This window comes from Tritonibacter sp. SIMBA_163, assembly GCF_046535935.1.
Lineage (GTDB): Bacteria > Pseudomonadota > Alphaproteobacteria > Rhodobacterales > Rhodobacteraceae > Epibacterium > Epibacterium scottomollicae.
The window spans coordinates 1-14,156 of sequence record NZ_JAWJBP010000025.1; the positions used below are offsets into that span (position 1 = coordinate 1).

General features: G+C 57.0%; 14 protein-coding genes. 4 read left to right on the plus strand and 10 right to left on the minus strand.

Going from position 1 to position 14,156, the window contains the following annotated elements; genetic code table 11:
• Nucleotides 1–212: 212 nt before the first annotated feature.
• The 6 genes from R0J92_RS19720 to R0J92_RS19745 form a co-directional block, all read right to left on the minus strand.
• Entirely contained in the window at nt 213–1,238 is a 1,026-nt protein-coding gene (locus R0J92_RS19720; protein WP_411052857.1) for a CBS domain-containing protein, read from the minus strand.
• Nucleotides 1,239–1,449: 211 nt separating this feature from the next.
• Nucleotides 1,450–2,193 carry a hypothetical protein gene (locus tag R0J92_RS19725; protein WP_411052858.1) on the minus strand — a complete coding sequence of 248 codons (744 nt, stop codon included), beginning with the start codon at nt 2,191–2,193 and terminating at the stop codon, nt 1,450–1,452.
• Nucleotides 2,190–2,774, minus strand: coding sequence for a hypothetical protein (locus R0J92_RS19730; RefSeq protein ID WP_411052859.1), 585 nt, complete (start codon nt 2,772–2,774; stop codon nt 2,190–2,192). Before R0J92_RS19730 ends, R0J92_RS19725 begins: the two co-directional genes overlap by 4 nt.
• A 195-nt stretch (nt 2,775–2,969) precedes the next feature.
• A complete protein-coding gene (locus R0J92_RS19735) occupies nt 2,970–3,623 on the minus strand; it encodes a hypothetical protein (protein WP_411052860.1) in 654 nt (217 codons plus the stop codon).
• Complete coding sequence (locus R0J92_RS19740; protein WP_106165703.1) at nt 3,623–3,889, minus strand: hypothetical protein; 267 nt, start codon at nt 3,887–3,889, stop codon at nt 3,623–3,625. Before R0J92_RS19740 ends, R0J92_RS19735 begins: the two co-directional genes overlap by 1 nt.
• The gene (locus R0J92_RS19745; RefSeq protein WP_411052861.1) at nt 3,886–4,116 is read right to left on the minus strand and encodes a hypothetical protein; all 231 of its coding nucleotides are present in this window, start codon (nt 4,114–4,116) and stop codon (nt 3,886–3,888) included. The genes R0J92_RS19740 and R0J92_RS19745 overlap by 4 nt, the downstream gene beginning before the upstream one ends.
• Nucleotides 4,117–4,482: 366 nt before the next feature.
• Here R0J92_RS19745 and R0J92_RS19750 point away from each other — a divergent pair, with 366 nt between their 5' ends.
• The 4 genes from R0J92_RS19750 to R0J92_RS19765 all read left to right on the plus strand — a co-directional run bounded on the left by R0J92_RS19750 (nt 4,483) and on the right by R0J92_RS19765 (nt 6,168).
• A complete protein-coding gene (locus R0J92_RS19750; RefSeq protein ID WP_411052862.1) occupies nt 4,483–4,830 on the plus strand; it encodes a helix-turn-helix domain-containing protein in 348 nt (115 codons plus the stop codon).
• Between the two features lie 235 nt (nt 4,831–5,065).
• Nucleotides 5,066–5,347 carry a hypothetical protein gene (locus R0J92_RS19755; protein WP_411052863.1) on the plus strand — a complete coding sequence of 94 codons (282 nt, stop codon included), beginning with the start codon at nt 5,066–5,068 and terminating at the stop codon, nt 5,345–5,347.
• Between the two features lie 50 nt (nt 5,348–5,397).
• Nucleotides 5,398–5,871, plus strand: coding sequence for a hypothetical protein (locus tag R0J92_RS19760; protein ID WP_411052864.1), 474 nt, complete (start codon nt 5,398–5,400; stop codon nt 5,869–5,871).
• 60 nt (nt 5,872–5,931) lie between these two features.
• Nucleotides 5,932–6,168: a helix-turn-helix domain-containing protein gene (locus tag R0J92_RS19765; protein WP_110365856.1), complete on the plus strand. Its 237-nt coding sequence runs from the start codon at nt 5,932–5,934 to the stop codon at nt 6,166–6,168.
• 183 nt (nt 6,169–6,351) lie between these two features.
• Here the strand turns inward: R0J92_RS19765 and R0J92_RS19770 are convergent, their stop codons facing one another.
• The 4 genes from R0J92_RS19770 to R0J92_RS19785 all read right to left on the minus strand — a co-directional run bounded on the left by R0J92_RS19770 (nt 6,352) and on the right by R0J92_RS19785 (nt 13,569).
• On the minus strand, nt 6,352–7,413 hold the full coding sequence (locus R0J92_RS19770) for a PD-(D/E)XK motif protein (protein WP_411052865.1): 1,062 nt from the start codon (nt 7,411–7,413) through the stop codon (nt 6,352–6,354).
• Nucleotides 7,414–7,424: 11 nt separating this feature from the next.
• On the minus strand, nt 7,425–9,944 hold the full coding sequence (locus R0J92_RS19775) for a Z1 domain-containing protein (protein WP_411052866.1): 2,520 nt from the start codon (nt 9,942–9,944) through the stop codon (nt 7,425–7,427).
• 284 nt (nt 9,945–10,228) lie between these two features.
• Nucleotides 10,229–12,187, minus strand: coding sequence for a DUF262 domain-containing protein (locus R0J92_RS19780; RefSeq protein WP_411052867.1), 1,959 nt, complete (start codon nt 12,185–12,187; stop codon nt 10,229–10,231).
• Entirely contained in the window at nt 12,184–13,569 is a 1,386-nt protein-coding gene (locus R0J92_RS19785) for a DNA cytosine methyltransferase (RefSeq protein ID WP_411052868.1), read from the minus strand. The genes R0J92_RS19780 and R0J92_RS19785 overlap by 4 nt, the downstream gene beginning before the upstream one ends.
• Nucleotides 13,570–14,156 lie beyond the last annotated feature (587 nt).

Sequence of the window (14,156 nt, forward strand, 5' to 3'; positions counted from 1 at the left end):
GCCCTCCGGTTTCCCGTGGGCGCATTTAGTGATGATGCATATTTACTGCCATGCCGGTGACATTGGCGTCAAGGGGGCTTGTGAACGGCTGGGCTGAGTAGGAACGAAGTTCGCAACGTCGCGCACCCTGACCATGATTAATGATAAAAGTGTGTCTCGGAAATCCCAAGCTAGCACCACGCGTTCAGTTGACGCTACGCGCTCATTTGAAACTATTGCCCCAGTGAATCAAGTTCGTCCAGCAATCTAGAGAACCTTCTTAACTGATCATAGTGCTCATCTTCAATACCATCTGGGTCGAAGTGCATTACATCGTTTCGAATTTCTCGCACACTATTCATCTCATCGCAAAATACGCCTCTATCGACACTCAGATCAAGTTTATCCCATTTCTCTGGCTTCTGAAAAAGCCGGAGATACTCACCAAACGTGAGGTCGGCAACAGATTGGATTTTTTCTCTCCTACTGGGATCTGCATCACTACAAGCCTCCTGAAGCTCTGAGACGGAAAACTTTTCATGCAACATTTTTCTAACTTGATTCTCGATTTGACCAATCAAGAGGAATGGTTCTGAGAGTGACTGGAACTGTTCACTCAAGTCCGTTGCAGTGACGATCCCTGTGACTTTCTGATCTACTGAAGAACGTACGAAAACAAATTCGTGATCGATAATTTGCTTCGTTGCCTTAAAGAGTGGCTCGGAATCCTCTAGCGCGAAAGCCGCTTCCATCGCGTCCTTCGCTTCCTTCAGGTTGTTCTCGTGACTCAAACGTTTGCCTATTGTTTTCCAAGAGATGGTACCCTTCAACGTCCGCTCGTTCGTCATGACCGCGAGTTGCGAGAAATCATGCGCCAGCATAAGGGTAATAGCCTTCTCAACGCTATCTTGCGGCTGGACTGATATCACTCCGCGGTTAGCGGCTTCTAGCATACTGATGAGGAAGCTTGCTTCTCGGGGGGCTTCCGTGGCCTTAGAGTCGCTTGGATGTTCTCCGGCGGGTGTGGTTGCGGCAGCTACTGTATGTGCTTTTTTGAAGGTAATCTCAGCGTCTATCCATACCTTAGTGAAGTCTGGGCTGGTAATTATCCCAGCATCATCTAGCTCTGACTGAATCTTTTTTACGATCCCCGTGCGCCGTCTGCGTGCGCCAAACCAACGGAGAAGCTCTCGGACCGTAGATGTAGGCGTCCTGCCTTGATCTACATCCGTTTTCATTTCATTAAATTCTTTATGCACTATCTTATCCTTGGCGCTTCCATCTCATGATCGCGTTTGGTGTTTCCATTTTTTGGATCACCTCAAATTTGTTGCTGTATCGTAGCAATTAGAACGAGCCTTTGCTCATCGATTGGTTAGCACGTTTAATTTGGGCTTAGGTAGTTTGAGGATGGCATGGCCGACTAATGTTGCCGATATGCGGCATCCGCGTCGGATAACCGCATCGGGCTCATTTAAGCCCTCGCCAAACCATCCGCCCCAACGCCTCCGTCAAAGCCTGTCGCAACGTACCAGAGGTCTGCCCCTGAACACTCCACCCATGCGCCCGCAGCACTGCGCTGATCGGCTTGTCCTCCAGACACACCATATCTATCAGCCGCCGAGCCGTGATGTTCACGCGTGAACCGCGTTTGGACGGGCGGATCTTGCGCACGGCCATGGCAGTGCCAGTACCGATGCGCCTTCGGATCCGCTCGATCTCTTCGCGATCCCGCAGCGCTGCATCGATGAAGCTGCCACTGCCACCACCACCGCTGCGGAGCGCCTCAACAGACGAACACCGGACACCGGCGCAGGCATGGCGTTCGACCAGATCCCGGTAGTAGCGCCCAGCCGCCACCTGCTCGCGCGTGAAGGGCGCGGGCTTGCCGTTGCTGGCCGCCTTGGCCGCCATCACGTCGAACACATCCGCCCGCTGCATGGCCGACCGGCCACGATAGCCCGAGGGGCGGGCTTTCCAGTCGTTTTCACCATCGGGAAACAGGCTCATCGGCTGGAACACCCGGATGGCACCACGGGCCGGCGCCTCTGGGATGGCGTCACCGCAAACCTCGGGCACATGACCACGCGCTTTCACTGCTTCAATGCGGTCCGCCTCTGCCTGCAGGCGGAGCTGGCGCGCCGCCATGAACTTTGCCACCGGGGTCAGATCCGCCACGCCATCAGATGCGACGATCACAACATGCTCGCTCATGCTGCTGCGCCTCGCTGCGCCTGGTCTGCGATCTCCCGGCATTTCTGCAGCGCTTCAATCCGGCGGGCGCGAAAGCTCTCATCCTCCATCGACAACCGATCCCCACGGCCAACGCGCATCTCGATATCCGCCATCCGGCGGACAGCCCCGTCCGCTTCATTGCGGATCTGGGTGATTGTGTACGGCCCCGGCCAAACGCGCGCACCGCGCAGGTAGCGCAGCAACTCCGGTGCCCAGCCCTCGGCCAGCGCCTTATGTCCAAGTTCTTCTGCAAAGGCCTTCAACAACAACGGCGAAGGCCCGTTGCCCGGAAGCTGGATATCGCGCGCCTTGTTCAGGATCTTCAGCCCAATGGGGAACCTGTCCTTATCCTTGCCGCCCGGGTGCGCCTCAACCCAATCCCGCAAGATCGCAAGGTTGGCCGGGGTCATATACGCCAGTTTCTGACGCAGCTCACGGAGCATCACCGCAAACTGCGCTTTGGTCAGCGTCGAGGGCCGCGCCAGCCCTAACGCCTCCAGCGGTGTGATCAACAAATCCTGCACTCGCGCCTCACCGGCTGCCTGTTCTTTCGCATCCATTTCTGCACCTCTTCTTCTCAGCGTTCCGACATATCCACAGGCTGCTCGGCCCGAGCGGGAGCGGAACGAAATCTCATTTCATATTCTCTCATTTCATTTCCTCTCTTATGTCTGGAACTGTTCCATTCTGTTCGGAACTGTTCTGGTATGTTCCGTTCTGTTCCGCCCACAGGTGGCCGGATTTATTCAATGATTTCAGGGAGCGCGGCGCGGGCGACCCACAATGCCCTCAGAGACGGCCTCTTTGAGGGCACGTCCGATGGAGGCTTGGAACTGCGGCATGCGCCGCTGACCTGGGTGGTGTTTGAGTAGCCAGTCATCCACCCAAGCCACGGCCAGCTCATCGGAACACAGATCCTCGCTGCAGCCGATATCGCGCAGCACCTCGATCAGCCGCTTGCGCCGTGCATAGACCGCCTTGTCTTCATTGCTGGCCTTGTGCTCCAGGTGACCGCGCAGCGCGGCCTCCATCACCTCTTGCACCACCGGATGCGCCAGGCGAATTGCGCCATTGTCACAGCGCACCGGGTGCCAGTTATAAAGCGGGTTAAACGCCCGCTCTTTGAGCGAGATCCACCGCTCTAACGGCAGACCCAGCAGAAAGGCCAAGCTGTCGTCATCTGTAGGCAAAGTCCCCAAGGGGGCCTCACCATGCGACTTGAAGAACAGCTCCATGCCAAAGAAACCAACCTCCGGATCGCGGTAGGCCTTGCGCCGAAAGTCACTGCGGTCATAGCGATCATGGTTGAACGGCATGAAGTAATGCGAGTCCAACCGGACTTCCGCCGAGATCGGGTATTCTGGCAACTCATCCGACGACACCGGACGCAATCCAACTGCATTCAACATCAGGCCGCCTCCCGGAACAGAGCCGACAGTTCGCTATCCAGCGTCGCGATCATCAGCGGACCATTATCGACCGCATGGCTATGCGCCATTTTGCGGTAAGCCCCAGCCCAGCCGCGATAGCGGCATATTTGCGAGCAGGTTTGCGTAGATGCCTCGGTAAACGCTGCCATATCTCGCAGCGTGCATTCCCCAGCGCTGTCATGGATCAACCACCAGATCTGGTAAGCAATCCGTTCGATGCGGGGTGACGTGGTTTGCGCCATCATGCCGCCCTCGCCAGTTGGTCTTGGAAAAACGCCGCCGCGCCGGGATCGGTCAGGATCATCAGCAATGCGGTATGGCTGGCCGGCGCGGTCACGGCGCCCCACCAGTTCAGCGCAGTCTGGAACGAGACATCGCAGAACAGCGCCACCTCGCGCGGGCTGTGAAACCGCGCGTGGAAATAGGCCGACCAAAGGTCAGGGGCGCTGTCCTTCAGCGCATAAGGATCCAACTGATTTGACCAAGACGCTTGGTCAGCTGACGTGCCAGGCTGGTCGCATGGCACATCATTGTTCACAATCAGGGTTAGACGCGGGCGGCTCATGCGGCTGCACCCCTGTCTTCTCGACCACTTTCGTCCTCGAGGGTGAGGAAGGTGAAAAGAGATCGAGGCGGCATTGCTACGCCCTTTTGCCCAGCAAGCCGACAGAGTGCATCATACCAAGATGCAGGCAATTTACCCGCCTGCATGTGTGTGTGGACGGTCGTGCTCCCCTTTCCGAGGTGCACGGCAACGCGGCGGTAGCCGCCGATAGCATTGATAAAATCGCGAGTATCCATACAACCCCAATATTACGAAATTTTCGCACTTACAACGATGCAATCGTTTCTTGATGCGAATTTTCCGTACTTCGGCGAGTACAGGCACATGGATTATCTAGAGATCGAAAAGCGATGCCTTCGCGGCAACACTTCAGCAGAGGCTATCCACAAGCGCCTCATTGCAGCACGCATGATGACTGGCCTGTCCCAGAAGGAACTCGCCGAAAAGGCAGGGATTAAGTACACGACCTTCCGCTCGCAGGAGCAATCAGGCTCACCATCTGTACGCTTAATGAGCTATTTCCTCGGCGCCTTTCAAGTCGACTACAACTTCATTCTCGGGGGAGACCCCGCTCGACTTCCCGCCGACGTTCTTCAAGAGATCGTGAAGCACCTCGACTAACGCGCCACCAAACAAAAGGCGCGAACACCCAATTCAAATTCACCCCAAGCGGCAAAAGCAACTTGGCAACCAGCCTGTATATCATTCGATTCCCGTTTTTGTTCTCCTTTTGTACTCTTTTCAGATTCCTAACAAGCCCCACCTAGGCACTCAATGTACGATTTTTTCGCACAACACCCATTGACCAATACGAATTATCCGTATCTATTCACCCCATCAACCGATGGAGGATTGAATGCAAGACAGACTGGAAACCGTGCTTCGGAACGCGCAGCAGATTGCTGGCTCGCCTGAGGACCACCTTGACAGCCCGCACCTGTTCACAACCGCATGGGCCACATTGAAAGCCGCACGCGGCCAGGGCTTTGACCCGGCACGCCTGCGGGCTGCGCATCTGATCGAGCGCCCGGCCCCCACACCCGAACCCACCGAACAGGTCTTGGAGCGCGTCGGCCACAAAGTGCGTCGCGTAATGGCGGATCGCCAGATCACCCCGCACGGCCCCCATGCGGCGTAAGGCGAGGCGCACCCGCAATGACAAACCCTATCTCTCAAGGTTCCGCATCCATGGCGGACGGCCCCCGCGGGCTCCGCCCTTGCCCGAATAGCGAACACCCGCGCCGCGCTGGAGGATTGCGCGCCGATGGGGTTCCCGAGGTTTCGCACCCGCCTTGCGGTGCGGATCAGGCGCGGGCGGCTCAATCCTCCAAATTGCCCACCGCCCGCGCACTTTCAGCCGAAACCAACATCCAATCCATTTACACGGCGACCGAAACGCTCAGAGCCACACCCATGCACCACAGGTCACAGCAGTTCATTGATCTTGGCGGCCACATTGCATCGCCAGAGCCAGATGCGTGGTGTCACGATGAATACCTTTGGCTGGTCGATCTCCTAGGCATTCAAAGCACCGGCAACTCGCGCCAAAGCGCCCTGAGCCACTGGATCAAGACCGCCTCCGCGCGCGTGCCTCGCCGTGCGAGCGATGGCCGTCCGGATTGCCCCTACAATGGTCAACCTCCTGCGCCAGCACCGCGCTGACCACCACTCACGATACAAACCCAAAGACATGATTGCTCCCGCAGCAATGAAGGATAGTATATGACCCAACAACTCATCGCGGTTGATGCTGGCGCGCTAAGTGACCTCATTGATCGGCTTACCAAGATCGAAAAGCTACTTGCATCGGCAGAACTGTCGCGCCGGGAAGATTGGCTTTCCATTCCGGAGGCAGCGCGCATCTTGAAATGCGACCCCTCCACTATCCGGCGTAAAATCAATAGTGGAGAACTGAAAGCTAGCGGAAGCGGCAAGACCCGCCGGGTACAGCTCAGCTAATTCAGCTGCAGGTCGACCGCAGATGCGTCTCCAAGCATTAACGTTGTGTACGGGCCATGCTGTCAGCTTTAACGGGCAGGTCATAGCCGACGTACATCATCGAACCAATTGACGTTAGCCGTGCGCGTGTCGGCTATTCAAACCAAGGCCAACCTATCCTTCGGAGGTCAGTATTACGCGTCCCTAACTGTCCAGTCTCAGGATCGCGCCCACGACGCGTCTGGCGCCTACAATGGGGTTGTCCAAACTGATCGTCGCGGGAAGTTCCACGCGGAAGGTGACTGACTGGGCATCCACATGCTGATGCGTGATGAGGTCATCGCGCCGCAGGACCTGGACGGCCGAGTCTGTCATGTCGTACCCGCGAACAAAGGTCACGCTAAATGTAGTCGTGAACGGTGCCTCGTTGACCATCGAGGCATGCTCGTATCCAACGCCCGACTCCGCACCATACACAGACACGCGCTTTAGGAATTCGTCGACCAAACCCCTCGCCCCGGTGGCGTTGAGGCGCCCAATAATGCTCTCCACCAAGGAAGGGATCGACAATCCAGACGCATTGAGATCTGCTTCGCACAGACCGATGCTTACGAGGAAAAGGCGCGCTTCACCTGTGTCGTCATCACTGACAGGGGTAGGTTCGATTTGGTGGACGCCATGGACAGCGTGACTTGAGGTGGTGCGAGTAGTGGTTTTTATCTCTACGCCCGTGCCTTCCCATGTGAAGTCCCTTGCCGAGCGGCGCCAGCCATCCCAAGCCTGAACGATTGGCCCGACCTGAGGATCGGCAGCGCGGCGACAAAGAGCGTCGAGTAGGAGCAGTTCCCCGACGAGACCGAGGATCGCGTTCTCGGAGATCTCCATACGATTAATGGCGAGTTCGATCAGCGGCTCGGTGACGGCAAAGGCGCGCTCCAAATCAACGTCAGCCTTCTCGCGCAGCAGTTCTGCGGCAATAAATGCGCCTACCTGGTCGAAATGCCCCAGCGCGGGTAAGCAAATGCGGTTGGCGTTCAGCGGAGGCAGGCTGTCACGGTGCCAGGAGTGGTAGCGCATCGCAGCCTTCACTGTGCCGGTCCGAGGCCTTAACTCGTCGCCTGCAAGGAACAGTTCCAAGTGGCCGCGACTATTCCGAGCGATCCCGACCACCTTCGCATCAGTCAACCAAGTTATGGCTCGGTCATCTCCGATTGCGCCGGCTGGAACGACGTTGATCTGTTTCAGGACTGCTTCGTAGGTGGTCATGGGGGTTCCTCCTAAACGATGGTCGCCCCAGCGCGGGTGGCTGAAAACTGCTCCGGACCTCCCGCAGGGAGACAGACACCAACCGCGACCGTGGGGTGTTTGTCGTCTGAATGTTGATTGACGTAGAAGAGAATTTGACCGTCGGAGCCGCTGGGTCGCCACCCAGTGTTGTCGTTCGACGGCACGTTAGCGGAACGATGGTAGTAGTCGAAGTAGACATCTCCGCGATACTGGTTCGGGCCGGCGTTGGGGTCACTCGCACCCCAAGTGGTCTTGAGTTCGCCTCCGGTCACCCTCTTTGTGGTAGCGCGTATGTTAAATGGGAGACGTGTCAGCGGACCTTTGGATATGGTGGCGCCATCTCCGTAACGAATGCCGACCCAAAACCGTGGCTGCTCAGCGTTCTTGCGCGCCAGGTCGGCGTAGGACCATCGATCACCGGGCTGACCGGTGACAAATAGGCCTGTGATCGACCGAGTGAGGCTGGCCGACCAAAGCCTAAGGTAGGCGGCGATGGCATAAGGACAGGCCCGCCTTGGCTGGTCTCCCCTACCTTTCCTCACCGGAGGGCGGTAGAGAGGTGCATCGGCCAGTGTGGCGACCGCGTTTGCGCGGGCTTCGATACCACGCCAGATGTCTGCGTGAAACCCCTCGCTCCCAGGTCGGTAATCCGCGAAAGTGAGGCGATCCAAGACGTCGGCGGCCTCGGTCAGTTCGAGCGGAGCATCTAGGATCCGACCCCGCAGCACTTTGGCGACAGTGAGGTCGCTGGATGGCCGGGCGAAGAGTCCAGCCACGATTTGTGCATTGGGATCCTGCTGCCCGCTATCATTGATGACTGTAATGAAGGGGCGTGCGCCTGGTGATAGTGGAAGATTCCCCACGCCTGCGATCTTTCCTGTGGCTTCGAAATTGAGCCCCTGCAAGACGGTAGGTTTAGGGGCGTCGCCCATCATGCGCTCGGTGATGGCTGTTCGAACCGCTTCATCGACATCGTGATAGTCACGGAAGAGGGAGAGCTGGTCGCTGGATGCAAAGACGCGGCACAGCTCGATATATGACCCGCGGTAGCCGAACCAGCGTTGCATCTGCATCTGGGTGTCTGCCAGCGGATTGGCCGATGAACGCTGAAACAACGCCGTGGTCATCCCTTCCAGCGTCAGCCCCCGGGCCATGACATTCCCTGAGACGAAGATCGTGCAGAGGTCACGGGCTGCTCTCCATTTTCCGGTGTCTGTATCTTGGACCGGTGCGTAGGTCGGGCGATCATCAGCGTTAGGATCACTGTTGACCACAGCGATCCTGGTTCCGGGGATCACTTCCCTGACCAAAAGGTCTTCCACCGTCTGCCAGTCCGGGAAACTTGCCGGTGGCAGGACGTCGAACTCCCCCTCGATTACTCTGGCGGAGTTGCGGTATTTTTCAAGCCATTGCGCCCACGGGGCGGGGTCTGCCAGTAGTTGTTCCACCAACGTGTGCGGAAGCCTGGTATCTCCTGCTTCGAGCATATTTCGAGCCGTCGCTCGATCCCTAACTCCCGCCCAGATCAGAAGGTCCTCAGCACCCAGGAAGTGATGCTGAATTGCCGCAGAAGGGTGATACAACATCGAGTGGGGCGAAGTCGCGTTAGCGAGGGCTTCTTCCTTCGTGTCGAACTGCTTTGCGAGTGCGGACGTTGGGCCGAGCCTGCCAGAACGGTTTAGACGGATCGCACCCGCCACCAAGAACGCTCGGACGGCGTCGGCGAGGTCCTGTTGCACCGAGTCGGTGGTGGGCACGCACAGTTTGGCCGCCTCTGCGCGGCGGTAGAATACCTCACCGCCGGTGTAGTAAGAACGGATCCCAGCCGCCTCGGGGTAAGTCGATGAGCGAGGGGCATCGAGATTGCCAGGGTTGATTGTATCGACTGGATGGCCGACATCGAGTGGCGTGCGAAGAGAGATCAGGAAGTCTCGTGGCGCCAAGGGGTTGTGATCCTCCTGGAGGAGGTTGGCCTGGGGTGTCGCAGTGTAAGCGATGTAGGTTGAGAACAGATCTTCAGGCGACCCTTGGGGAGGATCCCAGAGGTTGGCGATCGCACGTGGGATCTGCTTTAGATTGCCGTAAATGGGGTCCTGCGAAGACTCAACGACGGCATCGAGAATCGAGCCATCGTCAGCCTCATCGTCAAGTACGAGCATGTGAACCGGGCGACCAAGCTCCTTAACTTCTTTAAAAACATTGTCGCGAAGGCTTGCCCCCAACGCATGCAGATGGTCAGTCTGCTTCATCGCCACGATGATAAGAGGTCTGCCCTGTTTCAGCCGTGTCCGAACCTCTGCCGTCGGCAAACGGTAGGTGGTTCTTAGAGGGTGGGTCTGTTCTGACAGAGCAATGCCACGCTTAGGACATAACAGGCGGCGCTTAATCTTCTGTGCATTTTCCTCACCCGAGTCCAACTGCTGCACCAGCCTCTCATAGGTCTGGCGCCACAAGGAAAGACTGGTACCGGCGAGTACGACGATGATGTCAAGGCCGTGGTCGATAGCCAAGGCTGAGACACCCAGCATAGAAGCGGTCTTACCAGACTGGACAGAGCCCATGACGAGGCCCGTGCGCGATCGGCTGGATGACCACTCTTCAAGCTTCGTAGTGTCGGCTGCCAATATTCCGCGCTGCAGAATGTAGCGGGAGTCCGCTTCGACAGAGGCACGCGCTGTGTCAGTCAATCCGACGAGTTGAGCCTTGTACCTCTCCCACCACGAGTCCGCTTCTTTGGGAGAGGGTGGATTGAAGTAGACGTGCTCGACGAGTGGGGAGTTTACTTTCACCGCTCTTAACTTTTCGGTTTGATGCGCATCCGCTGCAACGACGCGTATCCGGAGGTTCCAAACTGCTGACGTACAGCCTGAGCCGCTTCATCAGGGTCTATATCCAATAGTTCGAGAAGACTTTTGGTAATCTTGGCGATGTAATCCCACTGGGTTTTGGTCTGCGTCTTTTCAGGGCGTTGCCAGTCCTCGGATTCCTCGCTCGCCGTTCGGATAGCATCTGCATTGGCCTCGATGCGGTCCTCAATATCGTCTGGCGAGGCCGCCAACGCCATGGCAATACCGACGAGGGAACCTACGAGTTGGAGCTCCTGCCACTTAGCGCCCTTGCCGCCATCCTTGAAGTGATCCGACCACAACTCATCGTGCGATGAGTGAAGTTCGACAGCTCTTAGCAGCAGCGAGAACAGCTGGGTCAACGTCGATGAGTCGGCTAGCGGGTGCGACTTATTTTTCTGAATCGCGATCAACAACTGGTCGATGTTTCGGCTCGTCGATGCCAAGTCTTTCTCTTTGACGCCCTCTTTGGTGACCTCTCTGCTGTCATGCACCAGGACCGAGATGACCCAAGCAAGAACCTTAGTACGCTTGTAGCGGGTGCCCCCAAAACCGTAGTCCGTCAGCGCCTCACCAAGGTGGTCAAGATCGCGGATACCGGCCAGAGATTCAGCGATTTGGGCGACGTCAATGTTCGGGTCGGCGTCGCCGGCTGCGGCAAGGGTCGCGCGGGTTAGTTCGACCTCGTGGTAGACCGCGTTACGGATCTCTTCCGCATTCAGGTGTACGCCCTGCTTGTTGTAAAGGCGAAAGACCTCATGGATCTGGGCTTGACTCGCCTTTGTATATTCGATGACGGGAATCTTGTATTGTGCAGTACCCTCAAACAAGTACTCGACGGTGGTTTGCTCAGCGGCGACATCGATCACTTGCGCCTTAATCTGCGTGTAGTACTTTCCGCGGAGAGGCTCAAGGTAGGAGCCAACCAACCCGCCGTCTCCGGTCGTTCGCAGTTTGAATGGAAAGTAATATTCGTTCTCATCTGTGGATTTGAGTGGGCTACCTTCTAACGCTTTCCACGCACGGCGGAACGCGGGGTAATCTTCGTTGAAAAGATCGGTCAGATCCCTCTTACCCTGGTCATCAAGACGTCCTTCATCATTGAACTTCTTATCTTTGTGCCGAGCGGTGACCTCCGCCACCTTCTTCTTTGCAACAGGGTGCTTTCCCACGAACCGAAGGATGGCAGTGAGCCTCTGCTTGCCGTCAACGACCTCATGAGGTGTAGAAGGCCCGGTCCGCAGCAAAATGATGGATGGCAAAGGGACGCCACGAAGGATGGACTCCAGCAGGGACTGACGGTCGCTGTTAGCCCATACATCACCACGCTGGTACGACGGCGTTAGGTTGGGCGGTCTCATGGTTAATTGATAGATCGGCCATACGTCGGCCTTTGCCGTGATCGGCTCTGGGGTCACCGCTTCCTCGCCCGCGTCGATCTCGGCCCACGCGTCAGCCCACAACTGGGTAGCGGCTCCGCGGCTAGTGCCATTGGCCTCAAGTTCTTCAAAAAAATTTCGTTGTAGTCGACCGGCTGCCTCTACCCGCTCGTTCAGGCGTTCGAGCGCACGGAGACTCAGCGGTGGGTGAGCGCCTTCCGCAGCAAGGAGGTCGGTGGGTTCAAGTTTGAATTCAACGATTAGTGCCTGAAGGAATGGATCACCGCCCGTGAGCGGGAGGTCCTCGCTCAGGCTCAGCCAGCCTTGAACCTCAGCCAGTTTGTTCATCCACGCATCAGAGGTGAAGTCGACGTCACCGCTGCTGAAAATTGACGAAACTGGATCAACGCCGTTCGGCGTGTCAGAAGCCTCGGAGAGAGTTGCCAACCCTTCGGCGATGCTCTCGAGGAAGAGGCCCCGCGGATCTTCCTCGTCGAAGTCGTTTTCGTGCTCGATGTGATCAGTCATTCAGCAGCTCGTAGTATTTCGAAGTCAGAGGTGATGCTCGGCGTCGGCCGGATGAGCCCGCACAACAACCGTTCGGCGATTGCTTTAACAACGCGAGCGTTCACTGCATTCCCTAAGGCCCTGTACGCGTCGATGTCGGACGCGGGCAACTGGATACCTCCGAGGCTCTGAAGTTCAGCGCATTCGGCTGGAGTCATGTAACGACGTTCGCCGGCCAGGTTAGCACCGAGGATAGGCACTTGGGTCTGCGTGAAGGATATGAGACTTGGGGAGGTAGTGGGCCGCTTGACACGTAGTCCCGACGCGCGCACCTGTAACACGAAGTTGTCGATGACGCGGTCCTCTCCTTGCGCGTTCCACTCCATCTTCTGGAAGCTAGACGGGAAGCTTTGCGGGTTCCATTGCGCAATCCAGGGATCGATCCAGTGGGAGTTGGCCTCGTAGAATTCGCGATTTTGCCTGATAAAGGTCTGCTTCCACTTTGGGAAATTCGTGTCACCTAGGCGGTTAGCGTGGCTTGGTATCCGCGCAATTTGTTCGTCGAGTGAACAATCAAGGGACTGACCAAAACTGCCCTTGACACCCATGCGGCTAAGACCCCGCATAGGTCTGCGAGCCCAGACCCCTGCTGGGGTCTCGTCGAAGTAGGGATAGGTTGCTCCAAACTCCATCGACCATATCGGGAAAGAAGGCAGCTTCAACGAAGCTGGCGAGCGGCGTAAGAAATCGCCCCACATGTCGATGGCACGCAGCGTCTGTTTCGGGATGGCGCGCTTGGAATGCCCTTGGTCGCGCAGTACCCATTGGATTTCAGTTGGATCCTTACGCTTCGCGGGCCACTCGAAATGATCGAGGCCTTGGAGTGATCCTACGAAGTATGCGCGGTCTCGCACCTGAGGAATGCCGAAATCGTGAGGCGAGAAGTGCTCTACGTCGACGGTGTAGCCCAACTCCTCCAACAAGCGAATGATCGTAATCTTGGTGCGGCCACCGTCGTGTTTGAGGATGTTGGGCACATTCTCCAAGATGAAGTATTGTGGCCGCTTGACTCGCAAAATGTCATGCACCTTGAAGAAGAGATTACCCTGATTTGTGTCTTTAAAGCCCAACTGGTCTCCTGCTTTAGAGAACGGTTGGCACGGAAAACCCGCGGTAAGGACGTGGTGATCGGGCACGTTGCGGGCTATGATTTCGTCGCTGTGCAACTCGTTAAGATCACCCCAAGCGCCGACGCCGAAATTGACCTTGTATAGAGCCTTCAGTTTGGGCTCTCTCTCTGCAGCGAACACACCACGCCCCTCCAACTCATCCAGGGCGACGTGGAAGCCACCCAGCCCAGCGAAGAGGTCGACGAAACGGAAGGCCTCTTTACTAGTTCCCAAATTTCAGCCCCTTTCCGTCTCTGCCTGATTGGGCGAGATTTCTCATGATTTGCTCAAATATTTACATAGCGCCACCTCATGCTGTATGTCCAACAGTCTGTTGATCTCGGCGCGGACTTGACCCCTGGAGGTGCGAAGGAAAATTTGTGCTAGTTTCGCGGCACGAGGCCAAGGCGTACAAGAGACGCGGTCGAAATGCATCCGCCTGGTTTAAACTTGATGCGCGTCTCGTTGTGCCACCAGATGTACGCATGGACCTTGCCTATGAACTGGCCGTATATGAAAGCCCTATGCCTTCTCGCGTAGAAGAGCTCGATCTCCAGCTGGCCGAACAAAATTTCTGAGGCGGAGCTGTTATGTGAACATGCCTTTCGTTACGTCAAGCGAACGGACTTTGCAGCCTTGCTTCGCTCGAGCCAGCACAGTCAGCGAAAATTCTCCTGCCGGTCACTGTGAAAAATTTGGTGCTCGCCTTGACCTACAGCCGTCTCGGTCGCTGCATCGAGCATGGAGTAGCCCAAGGCCGCGTCGGGCTTGGTGCCAGCTCTCGGTACGGAAGCCGGTATTGGGGCAAACAAAGTGAATCG